Annotated in this window: 18 protein-coding genes; 13 read left to right on the top strand and 5 right to left on the bottom strand. The window is 44.2% G+C overall.

Going from position 1 to position 17,806, the window contains the following annotated elements:
• Position 1: 1 nt before the first annotated feature.
• Genes rlmH through HPC38_RS00650 form a run of 9 tightly spaced genes read left to right on the top strand, consistent with a single transcriptional unit; the run spans position 2 to position 8,831 of the window.
• Positions 2-469 carry a 23S rRNA (pseudouridine(1915)-N(3))-methyltransferase RlmH gene (gene rlmH, locus HPC38_RS00690; protein WP_208119360.1) on the top strand — a complete coding sequence of 156 codons (468 nt, stop codon included), beginning with the start codon at positions 2-4 and terminating at the stop codon, positions 467-469.
• Positions 470-483: 14 nt separating this feature from the next.
• A complete protein-coding gene (gene mrdA / locus HPC38_RS00685; protein ID WP_328805192.1) occupies positions 484-2,385 on the top strand; it encodes a penicillin-binding protein 2 in 1,902 nt (633 codons plus the stop codon).
• A complete protein-coding gene (gene rodA, locus HPC38_RS00680) occupies positions 2,382-3,497 on the top strand; it encodes a rod shape-determining protein RodA (protein WP_208119359.1) in 1,116 nt (371 codons plus the stop codon). The genes mrdA and rodA overlap by 4 nt, the downstream gene beginning before the upstream one ends.
• 19 nt (positions 3,498-3,516) lie before the next feature.
• The gene (locus HPC38_RS00675) at positions 3,517-4,419 is read left to right on the top strand and encodes a septal ring lytic transglycosylase RlpA family protein (protein WP_208119358.1); all 903 of its coding nucleotides are present in this window, start codon (positions 3,517-3,519) and stop codon (positions 4,417-4,419) included.
• 20 nt (positions 4,420-4,439) lie between these two features.
• Complete coding sequence (locus HPC38_RS00670) at positions 4,440-5,621, top strand: serine hydrolase (protein ID WP_208119357.1); 1,182 nt, start codon at positions 4,440-4,442, stop codon at positions 5,619-5,621.
• Positions 5,622-5,632: 11 nt separating this feature from the next.
• Positions 5,633-5,929, top strand: coding sequence for a DUF493 family protein YbeD (gene ybeD / locus HPC38_RS00665; RefSeq protein WP_208119356.1), 297 nt, complete (start codon positions 5,633-5,635; stop codon positions 5,927-5,929).
• A 13-nt stretch (positions 5,930-5,942) separates the two neighbouring features.
• Positions 5,943-6,617 (top strand): lipoyl(octanoyl) transferase LipB, encoded by a 675-nt coding sequence (gene lipB, locus HPC38_RS00660; RefSeq protein ID WP_208119355.1) that lies wholly within the window; start codon positions 5,943-5,945, stop codon positions 6,615-6,617.
• A gap of 18 nt (positions 6,618-6,635) precedes the next feature.
• Entirely contained in the window at positions 6,636-7,598 is a 963-nt protein-coding gene (gene lipA / locus HPC38_RS00655) for a lipoyl synthase (RefSeq protein ID WP_208119354.1), read from the top strand.
• Between the two features lie 24 nt (positions 7,599-7,622).
• Positions 7,623-8,831 (top strand): BaiN/RdsA family NAD(P)/FAD-dependent oxidoreductase, encoded by a 1,209-nt coding sequence (locus HPC38_RS00650; RefSeq protein WP_208119353.1) that lies wholly within the window; start codon positions 7,623-7,625, stop codon positions 8,829-8,831.
• Here the strand turns inward: HPC38_RS00650 and HPC38_RS00645 are convergent.
• Both HPC38_RS00645 and HPC38_RS00640 read right to left on the bottom strand, forming a co-directional pair.
• Positions 8,800-10,563, bottom strand: coding sequence for a DUF3413 domain-containing protein (locus HPC38_RS00645; protein WP_208119352.1), 1,764 nt, complete (start codon positions 10,561-10,563; stop codon positions 8,800-8,802). The genes HPC38_RS00650 and HPC38_RS00645 overlap by 32 nt on opposite strands.
• 12 nt (positions 10,564-10,575) lie before the next feature.
• Positions 10,576-10,797 carry a YejL family protein gene (locus HPC38_RS00640; protein WP_208119351.1) on the bottom strand — a complete coding sequence of 74 codons (222 nt, stop codon included), beginning with the start codon at positions 10,795-10,797 and terminating at the stop codon, positions 10,576-10,578.
• 136 nt (positions 10,798-10,933) lie between these two features.
• Between HPC38_RS00640 and yejK the strand changes: the two genes are divergently transcribed.
• From yejK to HPC38_RS00625, 3 genes are all read left to right on the top strand, one after another.
• On the top strand, positions 10,934-11,956 hold the full coding sequence (gene yejK / locus HPC38_RS00635) for a nucleoid-associated protein YejK (RefSeq protein WP_208119350.1): 1,023 nt from the start codon (positions 10,934-10,936) through the stop codon (positions 11,954-11,956).
• A gap of 132 nt (positions 11,957-12,088) precedes the next feature.
• A complete protein-coding gene (gene bamE, locus HPC38_RS00630; RefSeq protein WP_208119349.1) occupies positions 12,089-12,508 on the top strand; it encodes an outer membrane protein assembly factor BamE in 420 nt (139 codons plus the stop codon).
• Between the two features lie 102 nt (positions 12,509-12,610).
• Positions 12,611-13,000 carry a hypothetical protein gene (locus tag HPC38_RS00625; protein ID WP_208119348.1) on the top strand — a complete coding sequence of 130 codons (390 nt, stop codon included), beginning with the start codon at positions 12,611-12,613 and terminating at the stop codon, positions 12,998-13,000.
• Between the two features lie 15 nt (positions 13,001-13,015).
• Here the strand turns inward: HPC38_RS00625 and HPC38_RS00620 are convergent, their stop codons facing one another.
• The 3 genes from HPC38_RS00620 to focA form a co-directional block, all read right to left on the bottom strand.
• On the bottom strand, positions 13,016-13,867 hold the full coding sequence (locus HPC38_RS00620; protein ID WP_208119347.1) for a hypothetical protein: 852 nt from the start codon (positions 13,865-13,867) through the stop codon (positions 13,016-13,018).
• A gap of 64 nt (positions 13,868-13,931) precedes the next feature.
• Entirely contained in the window at positions 13,932-16,244 is a 2,313-nt protein-coding gene (pflB, locus tag HPC38_RS00615; RefSeq protein ID WP_208119346.1) for a formate C-acetyltransferase, read from the bottom strand.
• 63 nt (positions 16,245-16,307) lie between these two features.
• Positions 16,308-17,132 (bottom strand): formate transporter FocA, encoded by an 825-nt coding sequence (gene focA, locus HPC38_RS00610; RefSeq protein ID WP_408021831.1) that lies wholly within the window; start codon positions 17,130-17,132, stop codon positions 16,308-16,310.
• Positions 17,133-17,455: 323 nt separating this feature from the next.
• Between focA and hinT the strand changes: the two genes are divergently transcribed.
• Positions 17,456-17,806 carry a purine nucleoside phosphoramidase gene (gene hinT / locus HPC38_RS00605; RefSeq protein WP_208119344.1) on the top strand — a complete coding sequence of 117 codons (351 nt, stop codon included), beginning with the start codon at positions 17,456-17,458 and terminating at the stop codon, positions 17,804-17,806.

Genomic DNA, 17,806 nt, shown 5'->3' with positions numbered 1-17,806 from the left:
GGTGAAAATTCAGCTTATCGCCGTGGGCGTGAAAATGCCTAGCTGGGTCAGCGAAGGTTTTCATGAATATCAGCGCCGCTTTCCAAAAGAAATGCCACTTGAGCTGGTGGAAATTCCTGCGGGCAAACGTGGCAAAAATGCGGATATTAAACGCATTTTAGACAAAGAAGGTGAGCTGATGTTAGCGGCGTGTGGTAAATCGATGATTGTCACTTTAGACATTCCAGGCAAGCCATGGACCACCGAGCAGCTCGCAACCCAGTTGGAAAGCTGGAAGCAAGACGGGCGCGATGTCAGCTTGCTAATTGGCGGGCCTGAGGGATTATCAAGTGCGGTTAAAGCTGCCGCTGAGCGCAGCTGGTCACTTTCACCCTTAACCCTGCCACATCCGTTGGTGCGCGTGGTAGTGGCGGAGAGTTTATATCGTGCTTGGAGCTTGTCCACCAATCACCCTTACCATCGTGAATAAGAGAAAGTGCGGTTGTGAAAGAGATTATTCGAGATAACAAAGCAGAGCAGAACCTGTTTTTACGACGGGCGCTGGTGGCGTTTATTGGCGTCATTATTTTGCTGGCATTGCTATTATTAAATCTCTATCACTTGCAAGTGCGCGATTTTGAGAATTACCAAACCCGCTCGAACGGTAACCGTATTAAATTGCTGCCCGTTCCCCCAACGCGTGGATTAATTTATGATCGTAATGGACATGTGCTGGCGGAAAATTTAACGTTTTTCGGGCTGTATATCGTGCCAGAGAAAACCGAAAATTTGGAACAAACCTACGACGCGCTGCGCCAGATTGTCGGCTTGCAAGACGAAGACATTGAGGCGTTTAAAAAAGAGCGCCGTCGTAACTCACGTTACACCCCAATTTTGCTCAAACCCAATTTAACCGAAGAGCAGATCGCTCGCTTTGCGGTGGAGCAATATAAGTTTCCTAGCCTTGAAGTACGCCCTTATTTCAAGCGGCACTATCCTTACGGAGAGGATATGACCCATATTCTAGGCTATGTGGCGAAAATTAATGATAAAGACGTCGAAAAACTGAAAAAAGATGACAAACTAGCCAATTACGCAGGCTCGAGTGATATTGGTAAGCTCGGGATTGAGCGCTATTATGAAGACGAACTCCACGGCGAGGTGGGCTTTGAAGAAGTAGAAGTCAATAACCGCGGCAAGGTGATACGCACGTTGCGTCAACAGCCAGCGGTATCGGGCAAAAGCATCAAGTTGACCATCGACATCGAACTGCAGCGCTACATTCGCCAGTTGCTGGACGGGCGTCGTGGTGCAGTGGTGGTGCTTGACCCGCGTGACAACAGTATTTTGGCAATGGTCTCCAGCCCGACTTATGACAACAATTTATTTGTGGGCGGCATTTCAGGTAAGGATTACCGCACTTTGCTTAACGATCCAGACCGACCGTTATACAGCCGCACCACGCAAGGGGCATTTCCACCAGCGTCAACTATCAAACCATTTTCAGCGGTGGCGGCATTGCAAGAGGGCGTGATCAGCACTAGCAGCACCATTTACGACCCAGGTTATTGGGTGCTGCCGGGCACAGAACGACGTTATCGCGACTGGTTGAAAAGTGGCCACGGGCGGCTGAATTTGAATAAAGCGATTATGGAATCGGCAGATACCTATTTCTATCAAGTGGTTTACGATATGGGCATCACACGTTTTTCTAAATGGATGAAAAAGTTCGGTTTTGGCTTGCCGACTGGCGTGGATATTCGTGAGGAAACCACCGGCGTGATGCCAGATCGTGAATGGAAGCGCAAACGTTTTAAAAAATCGTGGGTGATGGGGGATACGATTCCTGTGGGTATAGGGCAAGGTTATTGGACGGCCACGCCATTGCAGGTGGTTAAGGCGCTGAGTATTTTAATTAATAATGGTAAAGTGAACACACCGCACTTTATGAAAGAAATTATTGGTAACCAGATTCAGCCATATCAGGACCCAAAATTGTATGAAGATATCACGGGTGTGCCCAATGCCTATTGGAACGCAGCCAAGCAAGGCATGTTTTCAGTGCTTTATGGGCCATCAGGCACAGCGCGTAAAGCGTTTACGGGCATGCCATACTATGCCGCAGGCAAATCAGGCACTGCGCAGGTGTTTGGTTTGAAAGAGAATCAAAAATATGATGCGAAAAGCCTCGCTAAGCATTTGCACGATCATGCTTGGTTTATCTCTTTTGCGCCTTACAATGAGCCTAAAATTGCGTTGTCTATTTTCCTCGAAAATGCTGGCGGCGGCTCGAGCAATGCGGCACCGCTTGCGCGCCAAATTCTTGATTATTATTTGCTGCGCATGGGGCATATTAAAGAGGATAACGCACAAAGTGCGGTTACACCGCAGGAGGCGCAGCCATGAGTGAGGAAAAACGCTTTTTCGGTGGGCTGTGGGCGCGATTGCATTTAGATTTCTGGCTGTTTTTAGGGCTGGTAGTCATTAGTGCCTATGGCTTGATTGTGCTTTATAGTGCATCAGGTGCCAGTGAGGCAATGTTCCAAAGCCGTGTGATTCAAATTGCGCTGGGCTTTACGGTGATGATCGTGATGGCACAACTGCCGCCACGTTTTTATGAACGCATTGCGCCTTATTGGTATGTTATTGGCATTGTGTTGTTGATTTTAGTAGATGTGATTGGCACCACCAGTAAGGGCGCGCAGCGTTGGTTGAATTTGGGCTTATTTCGTTTTCAACCGTCAGAGATTGTTAAACTTTCGGTGCCACTGATGGTGGCGGTCTATTTAGGGCGGCAAAAGCTACCGCCGAGCTTTTGGAACACGTTCATTGCACTGGCTATGATTTTTGTGCCGACCATTTTGGTGGCTATTCAGCCTGATTTGGGGACGTCGATTTTAGTTAGCGCATCGGGCATATTTGTTGTATTCTTAGCGGGGATGAGCTGGCGGTTGATTGCAGGGGCTGTGGTGGGCTTAGCAGGCTTTATCCCAATCATGTGGTATTTTTTAATGCACGATTATCAACGCACCCGCGTGATGACGTTGTTTGACCCTGAGTCAGATCCACTGGGGGCGGGCTATCACATTATTCAGTCGAAAATCGCCATTGGATCAGGCGGGCTGTTTGGCAAAGGCTGGATGCAAGGCACACAGTCGCAATTGGAATTTTTGCCCGAACCACATACCGATTTTATTTTTGCAGTGCTCGGTGAAGAGCACGGCTTAATTGGTGTGTTGATTTTGCTGGCGATTTATATGTTTATCATCATCCGTGGTTTGATGATTGCTGGCAAAGCCGACACTTCGTTTGGCCGCATCTTAACAGGTGCGATAATTTTAATCTTTTTTGTTTATATTTTTGTCAACATCGGCATGGTCAGCGGTATTTTGCCGGTGGTTGGCGTACCATTACCGCTTGTTAGCTATGGTGGCACGTCTTTTGTGACGCTGATGGCAGGATTTGGGCTGATTATGTCAATCCACACCCACAAGCGAAAAATTACACAATACCTTTAAGGTATTGCGAGGACTTTTTATGAACTATGTAAAATTCACACTCTGGAGTTTGCTCTCACTGTGTATAGGCATGCAAACGGCGTTTGCTAATGCGGGTGGCGCGCTTGAGAAGTATTACGGCGTGAAAGGCCCTGCCTTGAGTCAGTCAGCTAAAAGCAAAAGCCATTCCTATACAGTGAACGGGCAAACCTACAAAACACTTAATCACGAAATGGCAAAAGAATACTCGGTGACGGGTACAGCAAGCTTTTACGCTAAAAAATTTAATGGACGTAAAACTTCCAGTGGGGAAATTTATAACGAAAATTTACTCACCGCGGCACACAAACGCTTGCCAATTCCAAGTTATGTATTGGTAACCAATTTGCATAACGGGCGCAAAGTGGTGGTACGAGTCAATGATCGCGGGCCATTTGTGGGTGATCGGAAAATTGATCTATCTAAAGCAGCTGCGCGCGAGCTTGGTATGCTTAACCGTGGCACGGCTAAAGTGAAATTGGACGTTGTGCATGTGGACCGCCACGGCAATATCAGTGGACCAGGTGGTGAAAAGCTGATGACCATTGCCAAACGTAAAAATTTGCCCTTACCAGGGCAAAAAGACGCGCAAAATGCCGTTGAAATCGCACAAGGCGAAAGCCAAAGTGCGGTCGAAACCGCACAAAACGCGCCGCAAAACGTGAGCGTGTCTGCCCATACTTATGAATTGCAAAGTGTCAATCTTGGCAGTGACAAACAAGCCAAGCAGCTTATTGCTAAACTCACCATGGATAATATCAACAGCGAAATTATTCGTGATGGAGAACGCTACAAAGTGAAATTCGGCCCAATCGCCAGCAAGAGCATGGTTAATCAGTTGAAGTCTCAGCTGGTGAAAGAAGGGCAAAAGGAAAACATTTTATATTCTTATAACGCAAAATAAGCCAAAGGAGTTTGTTTGCTATGTTTAAACACTCAAAATCAGCCGTAACGTTGTTAGCAGCAACTTTATCTGTTTCTAGTTTCAGTTTCGCTGAGGGCGAAGCGCAGGAATTTAATATTCCAACGCCACAACTGAATGCCAAAAGTTTTGTGTTGCTGGATTATCACACAGGTGTCGTATTGGCACAAAAAGATATGAATGAACGTTATGCTCCCGCGAGCTTGACGAAAATGATGACCAGTTATGTGGTGGGTGATGCGATAAAAAAAGGCAAAATCCATAATGATGACATCGTGACTGTGAGTGAAAATGCGTGGGGGAAAAAATTCCCAGGCTCATCAAAGATGTTTTTAAATATCAATCAGCAAGTGAGTGTCAGCGATCTCAACCATGGTGTGATCATCGCCTCTGGTAACGATGCGTGTGTCGCATTAGCGGAGCATTTAACGGGCAGTGAGCACAATTTTATTGAGTTGATGAATCAATATGTTCAGCAATTTGGGCTGAAAAATACCCACTTTGCCACCGTGCATGGGCTGGATGCTGACGGGCAATATTCCTCTGCTTACGATATGGCGGTGATCGGCAGCCACTTAATTCGTGATCTGCCAGATGAATATCACATTTATGCGCAAAAAGATTTCACGTTTAATAAAATCAAGCAAAATAACCGCAACGGCTTGCTATGGGATAAAAATTTACAAGTCGATGGCATCAAAACAGGCCATACCGATCAAGCGGGCTACAATTTAGTGGCGTCAGCGGTGAATGGCGACACACGCTTTGTATCTGTGGTGATGGGGGTGCCAACGTATAAAGGCCGTGAGGTGGAAAGCAAGAAGATTTTGCAATGGGGCTTTAACCATTTTGAAACCTTAAAACCATTTAAGGCTGGCACGGTCGTTTCAGAGCAAAGCGTGTATTACGGGGCGGAAAATAAAGTCAAACTGGGCACGCTAGAGGATGGCTTTATCACCATTCCAAAAGGCAAAATGAGTGAGCTCAAAGCCCGCTACGAGTTGAATAATCGCTTTTTAGAAGCGCCATTGGCCAAAGGACAAAGCGTGGGTAAAGTGGTTTATCAACTCGACGGCAAAGACGTCGCCACAGTAGATTTGCAAGTGCTTGAAAGTGTGGAAGAGGCAGGCTTTTTTGGCAAGATGGTTGACTGGGTTGTGTTGACCGTGAAAAGCCTATTTTAAGAGAGAATACGATGGTAAAAGAGATTAACTTAAACGATCTAGGTGAAGATAAAACCCTAAAAGATTTGCTCACCTTCCCGTGTAGCTTCACCTTCAAAGTGATGGGGCTAGCTGACACAGCGCTTAAAGACAAGGTGGTCGCCGAAGTGCAAAAAGTGGTGCCTGGTGATTACAGCCCAGAGGTGAAACCAAGTTCAAAAGGCAAATACGAAGCGGTTTCTATCACGCTACAAGCACAAAATATTGAACAAATCGACACCTTATACAAAACGCTGGCGGAAATCGACGGCGTGCGTATGGTGTTGTAAGCAAAGTGCGGTTATGGAACAGCGAGACAAAACGCTTATCATTCGTCAGCTCGGCATACAACCCTATGTTGACACATGGGAGAAGATGCAAGCATTTACCGATGCGCGCAGTGATGACACGCTTGATGAAATCTGGCTAGTGCAGCACCCGTCGGTGTTCACCCAAGGGCAGGCGGGCAAAGCGGAGCATTTATTGCGTCAAAGTGACATTCCTGTGGTGCAATCGGATCGTGGCGGGCAGATCACTTATCACGGCATCGGTCAGCAGGTGATGTATGTACTCATTGATATTAAACGCCACAAAGAGCATAACCGCACTTTTAATGTACGAGAGTTGGTCAGCGCGTTAGAAAATACGGTCATTGCCACTTTGCGTGACTACGGCATTGAAAGTGCCGCAAAACCTGATGCGCCAGGGGTCTATGTTGACGGGCGTAAAATTTGCTCGCTGGGGCTTCGCATTCGCAAAGGGTGCTCATTTCATGGGCTGGCGCTTAATGTGAACCTTGATCTCACGCCGTTTACTTACATTAATCCTTGCGGTTATGCGGGGCTTGAAATGTGCCAGCTGAGCGAATTAATTGATGACCGCACTTTACAATGCGATACGGTTGCGCCACAATTGGTGCAACATTTTTGCAACATTATGCACTACACAACATTTCACCACCGTGAAGGGTGGCAATAATCATTAACTGAGAACTTTATGGGCAAGCCGTTTAAAATGGAACGCGGCGTGAAATATCGCGACGCGGCAAAAACATCAATTATCCCTGTTAAAAATATTAATCCAGACCAAGAACTTTTACCAAAGCCGGCGTGGATGAAAATTAAATTACCCGCCAGCAGCGTGAAAATTGAGGGGATTAAAAATGCGATGCGCAAGCATGGGCTGCATTCAGTGTGTGAAGAGGCCTCTTGCCCGAATTTGGCGGAATGTTTCAATCACGGCACGGCAACGTTTATGATTCTCGGGGCCATTTGCACCCGACGCTGTCCATTTTGTGATGTGGCGCATGGTAAGCCATTGCCGCCCGATCCAGAGGAGCCGCGCAAGCTGGCGATGACCATCCGTGATATGAAATTGCGCTATGTGGTGATCACCTCCGTTGACCGTGATGATTTGCGAGACGGCGGCGCTGGGCATTTTGCTGAGTGCGTGAAAGCTATTCGTGAGCTTAACCCTGAAATTAAAATTGAGATTTTGGTGCCCGATTTCCGCGGCAAAATCGACAAGGCCCTCGAGGTGCTTGCCACCGCGCCGCCAGATGTGTTTAATCACAATTTAGAAAATATTCCAAGACTGTATAAAGAGATTCGTCCAGGGGCGGATTATCAGTGGTCTTTGCGTTTATTGCGTGAATTTAAAGCGTTATTTCCGCAGATTCCAACCAAGTCTGGCTTAATGGTGGGGCTGGGTGAAACCAATGAGGAAATTTTGGCTGTGATGCAAGATTTACGCGACAATGGCGTCACCATGCTCACTTTGGGGCAATATTTGCAACCAAGCCGACATCATCTGCCAGTTGACCGCTATGTTTCGCCCGATGAGTTTGATGTGATGAAAGAAAAAGCGTTGGCGATGGGCTTTGAGCATGCCGCGTGTGGGCCGTTTGTGCGTTCTTCTTATCACGCCGATTTGCAAGCACAAGGCAAAGAAGTGAAATAACGCAACCGCACTTTAAGATTAAATATGAGCAAAACATATGATGTTGCCATCATTGGCGCAGGTGCTGCAGGGCTGTTTTGCGCTGGGGTGCTTGGGCAGGCGGGCTTGCGCGTGTTGGTGCTTGATAGCGGCAAAAAAATTGGGCGCAAAATTTTAATGTCGGGGGGCGGTTTTTGTAATTTTACCAACCTTGATGTGGGGGCTGAACACTATTTGTCCGCCAACCCGCACTTTGTTAAATCCGCACTTTCCCGTTTTACCCAGTGGGATTTCATCGCGCTAGTCAATCAATATCAGATTGCTTATCACGAAAAAGAGCATGGACAGCTGTTTTGCGATTTGGGGGCGAGTGAAATTATTCGATTGCTGCAAAGCGAGTGTGACAAAGGCGATGTGACCATTGCCTTGCGTGAGGCGGTGGAAAGCGTCAGTTATCACGAACCGCACTTTGCCATTGCAGCAAATCAGTTGTATCAGGCATCACATCTTGTTGTGGCAACAGGTGGGCTTTCCATGCCGAAATTGGGCGCCAGTGCTCTGGGTTATCAGCTGGCGGAGCAATTTGGCTTAAATGTTCGTGCGCCAAGAGCCAGTTTGGTGCCGTTTACCTTCCGCGAGGTAGATGCTGATTTGGCGTCGCTGGCGGGGGTTGCGCTGCCCGTTATGGTGCAAGCAAAGTGCGGTATGCAATTTAGTCATCAAATGTTGTTCACGCACCGTGGGCTGTCAGGCCCTGCGATATTGCAAATTTCCAATTATTGGCAGAATAATGAGCCTGTGCATATTGATTTATTGCCACAACAAAACATACAAGCTGCACTCAATCGCTTGCGTCAGTGTGCACCAAAACAGCAATTAAAAACCGCACTTTGCCAATTTTTACCTAAGCGTTTGGTAGCACTGTGGGCGGAGAAACAGGCGTTTAATGATTGCCTTTTGGCTGATCTTAGTAATAGCGCATTAAATTCACTGGCGCAGTTGATCCATCATTGGCCATTTTATCCTAACGGCACCGAAGGGTATCGCAGCGCCGAAGTCACTTTGGGGGGCGTGGATACAGCGCAGATTTCATCCAAAACAATGCAGACCTCAACGCAGCCCAAATTGTATTTCATCGGTGAAGTGCTGGACGTGACGGGCTGGCTGGGCGGCTATAACTTTCAGTGGGCGTGGAGCTCCGCCTATGCCTGCGCGCAGGGCATTATCGCGCAAGAAAGTTGCGATCACGATTAAACACTTGCAAAAATAGCTCAAGTGGTGGTTTTTCTGATGGCATGAGCCGATGTTGAGCGTCAAACTGGAAGTATTCCCCTTTTGAATCCAGCTGGTACTGTGTCCCATCACGGGCTATAATCACATTCCAGCGTTGGTTAGAGGCAAACACCCAAGAGGCATTGTCCGCCGAGAATAGGTTACGCCCTTGGGTATAATCGCCATTACGATTTTCTATTGCGAACACATCTTGCATCACGCTGGGCACAATGTCCATCAATGAGGTAATGCTGGCATAATGCCCCGAACCGTGTCCGCGCCATTGCATAACAAGGGGAACTTGGATACGATCTTGTCCAAAATAGTTGCTATCTTGCTGGAATTTTGCATTAAAAGAATAGCCTTGATCAGCGGTGATGATCACAACCGTATCGGGTGCACTTTGATTAATCTGTGCGAGCATTTGCGCTAGATAGCCATCAATGCGCTGTAATTGTCGGGCATATTCCGCTTCTTTCTTGTCTTCGCTGGCATTGAGCACATTCTTCATAGCACTGATCAGATCAAATTGCACATAGCTAAACCATGGCGTTTGTGCTTGTTTGTAGGCATGTAGCCAATTCAGCCAAGCATGGGTGCGTTTGTCATCATCGTGAATCACATTTAAGGCATTGCCAAACAGCGTGTTTTTATACAGTGTGCTACTGGCGTTGGCAAAAGCACCAAATTGGTAGCCTAGATCATGCATGCGATCAAACCACACAGGCTGAATTTTTTGGTTTAAAACACTGTCTAAATAGTTTGCGTTGAGACCATAGAACAGGCTAAGCAGCGCTCCATCTTGCTCGTTACTGCCACTGTAATTGTTGGTGAGCTGAATGTGCTGTTCGGCAAAATCGTGCAGAGTGGGCATTGTGCCACTTTGCAACGCATCAAAACGTAGCCCCGAAATATTGACGAGCAAAATATTTTGCAACGGCATTTGTTGTGTCGGTGCATAATGAAGTGCGGTTTTCGGGTAGTCCAACGCAGGCGCATCTAATCGCCCAGTTTGTGAAAGACGATCGAAATAGATTTCTTTATCCAACAGTTGATTTTTTTGCAAGAAAGTTCGTGCAGTCATCGGGTAGGCTAAGGGTAAATTAGCCCGTTGCGCGGTGACAGGGCGGTAAAAATAAGCATCAGCCCATGCGTAGATTAAATGTGAGCAAATAAAACATAGAGTGAGCACAAATACGACACCTTTAACCCATTTTTGCCGCTCAAGGCTGCGTAATTTCTCCCAACTCCAACGCGAGAAAATCATCGATACCATCAAAATGAATGGCATCGGCGCAAAGAAGATTTCCCAATTGCGTGCTAGTCGTCCATTGTCAGGATTGACTAAAATATCCCAAATCAGAATTGATAAGTGCAGATTAAAACGATAAAACACTTCACTGTCAAACAGTAACAATGTCAGCCCAATGGTTGCAAAAATAACGCTTATCCCACGGAAAGTGGTGGGATTTTTGATAAGAAAACTTAAAGGGAAGAGCACTAGCAGATAAAGTGCAAAAACAATAAAGCTAAAATGCCCTAGGATATTGATAATAAAATAAAATCGGCCAATAAAGGTGTCAGGCCAGTCGCTAATAAATGCGTAACGCGCGCCAATTAAGATGGCAAAAATAATATTAAATAGTGCAAACCAATGCCCCCACGCAATTTTGTGCGAGATGGCTTCCCAGTATTGGCGCGACACCTTCAACATGTTTGCCTGCACTCAGTGATGCGTTTTAAACGACTGTTGCAATGCGCGACAGAAAGTCTCTACCAAGGCTTGTTGCTGCGCAGGTGCAACACTGGATTTCAACAGATTGGTTACCGTATCCCCCAACGCCATCAAGGCGAGGTCAACGCTGGCGTGGTGTTGTTCAAGTACTGCCGCCAAATCTTGCAGTAATGCACGCACTTGTGTGTCGGAATATTTTGATTGTCTTGCCATGTTTTTTCTTAGCTTGAGTTTGCGAGCAAATAGGATTATTTATCGTGATATAGTAGCACAAATTTTTTTTGACAGCTAAAAAAGCACAACAAAATTCGGTATAATGTCGACAAATTTTTCAACTTAGGCACAGATTATGAGTATTGATGTAAAGGCAATTATTCTCCACCAACTTGAACGCAGCCATTCTGACGGCGAGGCGGTCACACTAAAAACGCGCCTGCGTGCTAAACCGCTGGTGGTGGAAGACGACATCTTGCAAATGATGTTGACCTTACACCAACATTACCAAGGCAAAGCGCAAGCCTACGGCGTGTTTAAACAAGAATCTCGTTTTGCGCAAAACTTAAATCAATACCTAGAAGGCGAACTGGATTTTTTATTATTTAGTCAGCAAAGTGCGCAAGCACTGAGTCAAGAGTTAGGGCAATACAATTTTGCTGAAAGTGGCAGCTTTATTTTCTGTCACTACACTTTTTTGGCCACCCAATATCTGTTTATTGCACTTTTGGATAACCGTGAGAGCGTACTTGTTGATGAAGCGCTAGACATTCATCAAGTTTCTTATCTCAACATGGCGCAATTTGACATCGCCGCGCGTATTAATTTGACTCAATTGCAAGTAGATGCCAGTGATAAACGTTATCTGAGTTATCTCAAAGGTCGCGTTGGGCGAAAAGTGGCGGATTTCTTTATGGATTTTCTTGGTGCTGAGCCAGGGTTTGACGCAAAACAGCAAAATTTGACTTTATTACAAGCCGTCGATGATTTTTGCCAGCAAGGTGAACTTAACGCGCAACAAACTCAGGCGGTTAAAGCGCAAACTTTTGATTATTGCAAAGGGCAACTCAAAGCAGGGGAAGAAATTGTGCTTGCTGATCTCTCGTCGACTTTACCTGTGCTGAATGAGCAGGCATTTAGTGCGTTTAGCCAAACACAGGAGTACGATCTTGCAGAGCAAATTCCACCCGTGCAAAGTGCACTTAAAAGCCTAACAAAATATTCAGGTTCAGGTAAAGGTGTGACTATCAACTTTGATGCGGCATTGCTGGGTGAACGCCTAATTTGGGATGAACAGGCTGATACGTTATTGCTCAAGGGGCTGCCTGCGAATTTACGCGATCAGCTACAACGCTTTGCCAAACGTGAACAAAACTAAAGTGCGGTTGGATTTTTTAGCTTCATATGCACATATGAGTAGAAAAAGCTCTCACTTTTTGGCATTATAAACCGTATTGAAAACAGCATGCCGTTTTGCGGTTAAGCCAACCTAGATGGAAAAGGTAAACTTATGCGTATAAAATCTCTTCTCGCCTTGACGTTCATCGCAGTGAGTGTCAGTTCTTGCTCATTGTATAATAAGCTGGTCTATCGGATTGATGTACCACAAGGAAACTACCTACAGCAAGATCAAGTTGACCAGCTCCAAGTTGGCATGACGCCGCAACAGGTGCAATATCTGCTCGGTACCCCACTATTGATTGATCCATACAACCGTTATGTGTGGTATTACGTCTTCTTACAACAAAAGGGCCATCAAGAGCCTGTGCAGCGTACATTAACGGTCACCTTCTCACAACAAGGCAACGTCAGTGACTTCACCTTAGACAAACCGTTGCCAGAAGTACAAAAAGGCGACGTCAAACCAATTGAACTCGACGACGAACACAGCTGGTGGCAGTCGTTTAAAAATATATTCTCATCGAACTAACCGTTAAGCCCGATTTCATCGGGCTTTTTGTTGCCCGCTATTTGAGTTTGATTTCAAGGAAATGCTATAGTGAGTGTAACTTCATTCTCACAAGGAGGCGTTATGGATAATATTATTTGGGTTATTGCGCTGGCGGTACTTGTACTGCTTGGCTTTTGGTTTATCGGTAATGTGCTACGTAACCGACGAGAAAAAGCGCGTCTTGACCAGCATGAGCAGAGTGTGGTGGTGCTTTCATCTCATCAGTCAGGTTTTGCCGATAGAGTGGATGTGTTGTCGTACAACGGCATTAATGTCAGCCCCTTTTCTTTTCAAGGCGAGCAAGCCATTTATTTACCAGTAGGGCAGGTTAGATTAGTGGTACAAGCACAAAGCGATGAGGTGAGTGAGCCTCATCAGATGAATGTTAATGTAGCAAAAAAAGCAGTCTATCACCTACGTTATAATCTCAATACGGAGCAATATCAATTTATACTTTATACGGAAAAGTAAAGTACCATATTAATGTTACTTATAGCATGGTACTAGCTTTTTACTAAATTGATATTTAAGAATATTTTCTTGATTATCATGTGGCATATTCTCTTTCCATATTGGTTCTGCAATCGATACATTATTAAATTCAATGAATTTTATTTTTGTATATTTATCCAATTTAAGTGTTTTTAGGTAACTACAATTATCAGAAATAGGAATATATTCAATAGAGACTAATAATTTAGTAGTTTCTTCTTCATTTCCTACTTTATGTATCCACTTCGAATATTGAACTATATATGAATAGCTTATTATAAGGATAATTATATTTACAGTTATATCAAATAATTTTTTTCTATAATTTTTATAGTCTATTATTACAGAAATTAAGTAAGCGGCATTCGTTATGATTAAAATAAAGCCTAAAATATATGGGGAGATTATAATTGGCATAACTAAAGATTTAAAATCATTAAAATATAATGATGAGGAAAAAGTATAGAGCTCTATTGTTTCATTTAGACTTATATTGGAGGTGATGATTGGATAAATCAAATAAATTATTAGTCCAGATAAAGGTATTGTATATGATATTAGCCATTTAAATTTTTTATAGTAAAATATTACTTTGTGAGATGATCTTAATAGCCATATGAAATATGCTAGATTTATAATGTAAGTTAATAAGAACAGTACAGGAGGGTTTGTGATGTCAAAAAAATTGGTTTTATCTATGTTATTTTTAACATAAAGTGATAATCCTATATTCAATAATAATATGATAATCATGATTATCGCTTTTTCTATTTTTTTATAGTCAAATATTAATGCTGCTATTATACATATTATAAAAATTAACGAAATTATGAATTCAAATAACATATAATTTCCTTTTATAAAAAACGCCCCATAAGGGGCGTTTTGTTTTTGGCGTTACCGCACTTTATTACATAGTTTGTGTAAAGGTACGGGTGATAACGTCTTGTTGTTGCTCTTTAGTGAGCGAGTTGAAACGTACAGCATAACCAGATACACGGATAGTCAATTGAGGATATTTCTCAGGATTTTCCATTGCATCTAACAGCATTTCACGGTTCATTACGTTGACGTTCAAGTGTTGTCCGCCTTCGATGGTTGCTTCGTGGTGGAAGTAGCCGTCCATCAAGCCTGCTAAGTTACGTTTTTGTGCTTCGTAATCTTTACCCAGTGCATTTGGCACGATTGAGAAGGTGTATGAGATACCGTCTTTTGCGTAGGCAAATGGCAGTTTAGCAACAGAGGTCAGTGATGCTACAGCACCTTTTTGATCACGTCCGTGCATTGGGTTAGCACCAGGTCCAAATGGCGCACCTGCGCGACGACCGTCAGGGGTGTTACCTGTTTTCTTACCGTAAACCACGTTAGAGGTGATGGTCAACACAGATTGTGTAGGCACAGCATTGCGGTAGGTTTTAAGTTTTTGAATTTTCTTCATGAAACGTTCAACCAAGTCGCATGCGAGTTCATCAACACGTGGGTCGTTGTTACCGAATTGTGGATATTCACCTTCGATTTCAAAGTCAAGTGCAACGTTTTTCGCAACAACATTACCATCTTTATCTTTGATGTCGCCACGAATTGGTTTTACTTTGGCATATTTGATCGCTGAAAGTGAGTCAGCAGCAACGGAAAGACCTGCGATACCACACGCCATGGTGCGATAAACATCACGGTCATGCAAGGCCATGAGTGAGGCTTCGTAGCTGTATTTATCGTGCATGTAATGGATGATGTTAAGTGCGGTTACATATTGACGAGCTAACCAATCCATGAAGCTGTCCATTTTGGTCATCACTTCGTCAAAATCTAAGTATTCAGAGGTGATTGGTTCAGCTTTAGGAGCAACTTGCATACCATTTTTCTCATCGATACCACCGTTGATGGTGTAAAGCATAGTTTTTGCAAGGTTAGCACGTGCACCGAAGAACTGCATTTGTTTACCCACAACCATTGGGCTCACGCAACAGGCGATAGCGTAGTCATCGCTGTTGAAGTCTGGGCGCATTAAGTCATCGTTTTCATATTGCACAGATGAAGTGTCGATAGACACTTTTGCACAGAAACGTTTGAACGCATCAGGCAATTGTTCAGACCACAAAATGGTCATGTTTGGTTCTGGGCTTGGACCCATGGTGTAAAGGGTGTTAAGGAAACGGAAGGTGTTTTTAGTCACTAATGTACGACCGTCTAAGCCCATACCACCAAGAGATTCAGTTGCCCAAATTGGGTCGCCTGAGAAGAGTTGATCGTATTCAGGGGTACGCAAGAAACGCACCATACGCAATTTCATTACCAAATGGTCAATCAATTCTTGAGCTTGTTCTTCAGTGATAGTGCCTTCTTTAAGGTCACGTTCAATGTAGATATCCAAGAATGAAGATACGCGACCAAATGACATGGCAGCACCATTTTGTGATTTAACTGCAGCTAAGTAACCAAAGTAAGTCCATTGTACGGCTTCTTTCGCATTTTTTGCAGGGCCTGAGATATCACAACCATAGGTCGCAGCCATTTCTTTAATTTTATTAAGGGCTTTGTGTTGCTCAGCAATTTCTTCACGCAATTGAATAGTCATTTGCAAATCTTCACCATTTTCGAGGCGAGGTTGCAATGAAGTAAATTGCGCTTTTTTATCTGCCATCAAATAGTCGATACCATAAAGGGCAACACGACGGTAGTCACCGATGATACGGCCACGGCCATAAGCATCAGGCAAACCTGTCAACACGCCTGATTTACGGCAGCGTAAGATATCTGGAGTGTAAACATCGAAAACACCTTGGTTGTGTGTTTTACGGTATTCAGTAAAGATTTTTTTCACTTGTGGATCAAGTTCACGTCCATAAACTTTACATGAACCTTCCACCATTTTGATACCACCAAATGGGATGATAGCACGTTTTAAAGGCGCATCAGTTTGAAGACCAACGATTTGTTCAAGATCTTTTTCAATATAACCTGCTTTGTGAGAGGTGATAGTTGATGGCAGATCAGTGTCGAAATCCAAAGGTTCATGAGTGCGGTTTTCTTCTTTGATGCCTTCCATTACTTTGTCCCAAAGGGTAGTAGTGGCTTGTGTGGCACCCGCTAAGAATGATTCGTCACCTTCATAAGGGGTGTAGTTTTTTTGGATAAAGTCACGCACGTTGACTTCTTTTTGCCAGTCACCTTCTTTGAAACCGGCCCAGGCTGTAATTTGTTGCTCAGTTAATTGTGTCATAAACATTCCTTATTTAAAGAAGAAATTGAAAAATTACCCGACACGCTAGGCGTGCCGAAAAACTCAGTGATGTTCCCGATTTAAAAACCATTGTACCAAGGCAATACAAAACGAACCACCCACAATATTGCCTAATGTTACAGGAATTAAATTGTTGAGAACGAAATGACCGATGTTTAAATCTGCATACTGCGCAGCATTCAACCCGATCGCTTGCCAAAACTCTGCGCTACTGTTGTGCGCGGTAACGATCCCCATTGGGATCATAAACATATTTGCCACACAGTGCTCAAAGCCTGATGCAACAAACATTGAAATCGGTAAAATGGCGATTAACATTTTATCAGTCAATGTTTTGCCAGAGTAAGCCATCCAAATGGCGATACACACCATAATATTACAGAAAATGCCTAAGCAAAAGGCCTCAAGCCAAGTGTGATGAATTTTGTGTTGTGCGGTGTTTAAAATGGTTAAGCCCCATTGACCGTGGTCTGCCATAGTTTGTCCACCAAACCACACGAGCGCCACGATAAACAAGCTGCCCACCAAGTTGCCAGCATACACCACCGCCCAGTTACGAAACATTTGTACAAAGCTGATTTTGCCTTCCACTTTAGCCAGCACAGTCATGGTGCTGGAGGTGAAAAGCTCGGTGCCGCAGACAATCACCATGATGATCCCAAGGGAGAACACAATGCCGCCGACAAATTTGGCCAAGCCCCAAGCAACATCAGCAGTGCCTGTTTGGGTGGTGGCATAAAAAACAAATGCAATGGCAATAAAGGCGCCAGAAACAATGGCAGAAACAAAGGAGAGAAGTTGATTTTTGCGCGCTTTATAAGCACCAGCAGACACTGCAACCGCAGTCATTTGAGTGGGCGTTAACATCACGCTATTTGGTTGTTCGTTTGCGCTCATAAGCTCGATTTGACCCTCAATTTCAAAAAAATTTTAATATTTATTAATTTTTTTTAGCATTATACGGGGCAACGCCGCGTCCGACAAATCTTTTTTGCGTGAAAACGAGCTGTTATAAAAAAATGTGATTTAGATCAAAAATAACTGTTAAAACAATGTTATAAATTTAAACTTTTGTTAAATTTTATAGAGTGTTTTTACGGTAAAACCGCACTTTTGTGGCCGTAGTTTGCCCTTGCTAAAGGCGGCAAACTTGATTATTCTAAAGCCATTAACATACGATGAGGTGAGCTATGGCTGAAGAAACCATTTTTAGTAAAATTATCCGCAAAGAGATCCCTGCCAAGATTGTTTATCAAGATGACTTGGTCACGGCATTTCATGACATTTCGCCACAGGCGCCAACCCATATTTTGATTATTCCAAATAAGCTGATTCCAACCGTCAACGATGTGACAGAGCAAGATGAGCAAGCACTGGGGCATTTGTTTGTGGTGGCGGCTAAAATTGCTAAAGAGCAGGGCATCAGTGACGATGGCTACCGCTTGATTGTGAATTGTAACCGTCACGGCGGGCAAGAGGTGTTTCATATTCACATGCACCTTGTGGGTGGGCAACCGTTGGGGCCAATGCTGGCAAAATAA

Origin of the sequence: Spirabiliibacterium pneumoniae, from assembly GCF_014884995.1 — a bacterium.
Classification (GTDB): domain Bacteria; phylum Pseudomonadota; class Gammaproteobacteria; order Enterobacterales; family Pasteurellaceae; genus Spirabiliibacterium; species Spirabiliibacterium pneumoniae.
Note: the sequence above shows the minus strand (reverse complement) of the source record. Positions and strands in the feature narration are given on the sequence as shown.